Annotated in this window: 1 rRNA gene; it reads right to left on the bottom strand. The window is 56.7% G+C overall.

Annotated elements, in window-relative coordinates:
• Nucleotides 1-743: ribosomal RNA gene (locus tag ACF08F_RS37680) — 23S ribosomal RNA — on the bottom strand; the annotation flags it as partial.
• Between the last annotated feature and the right edge of the window lie 308 nt (nt 744-1051).

The following is a 1051-nucleotide window of genomic DNA, read 5'->3' as shown; positions in this document are numbered from 1 at the left end:
TCGGACTCGCTTTCGCTACGGCTTCCCCACACGGGTTAACCTCGCAACACACCGCAAACTCGCAGGCTCATTCTTCAAAAGGCACGCAGTCACGAGACATAGCAAGCTATGTCCGACGCTCCCACGGCTTGTAGGCACACGGTTTCAGGTACTATTTCACTCCGCTCCCGCGGTACTTTTCACCATTCCCTCACGGTACTATCCGCTATCGGTCACCAGGGAATATTTAGGCTTAGCGGGTGGTCCCGCCAGATTCACACGGGATTTCTCGGGCCCCGTGCTACTTGGGTGTCTCTCAAACGAGCCGTCAATGTTTCAGCTACGGGGGTCTTACCCTCTACGCCGGACCTTTCGCATGTCCTTCGCCTACATCAACGGTTTCTGACTCGTTTCACAGCCGGCAGACTGTGAAAGAGAGATCCCACAACCCCGCATGCGCAACCCCTGCCGGGTATCACACGCATACGGTTTGGCCTCATCCGGTTTCGCTCGCCACTACTCCCGGAATCACGGTTGTTTTCTCTTCCTGAGGGTACTGAGATGTTTCACTTCCCCTCGTTCCCTCCACATGCCCTATGTGTTCAGGCATGGGTGACAGCCCATGACGACTGCCGGGTTTCCCCATTCGGAAACCCCCGGATCAAAGCCTGGTTGACGGCTCCCCGGGGACTATCGTGGCCTCCCACGTCCTTCATCGGTTCCTGGTGCCAAGGCATCCACCGTGCGCCCTTAAAAACTTGGCCACAGATGCTCGCGTCCACTGTGTAGTTCTCAAACAACGACCAGCCACCCATCACACGTCACCGAAATGACGCTTCACTGGGGCCGGCATCCTCGAAGATACGAACCAAACGGCCGTACCCTCAGACACCCAACAACGTGCCAAGCGTGAGCCACCCACCGGACTCTTCTTTCCACGCCGAAGCAGTACTCGAAGAACCATCAGGTTCGCTCACGCCAACTAATCAACGTTCCACCCATGAGCTGACCGTGCAGAACGTTTGCCTGCAATCGGTACTGTGCTCCTTAGAAAGGAGGTGATCCAGCCGCA

This window comes from Streptomyces sp. NPDC015130 (assembly GCF_043080005.1).
GTDB lineage: Bacteria > Actinomycetota > Actinomycetes > Streptomycetales > Streptomycetaceae > Streptomyces.
The sequence above is the reverse complement of the archived record's forward strand: the minus strand, read 5'-3'. Positions and strand labels throughout refer to the sequence as shown.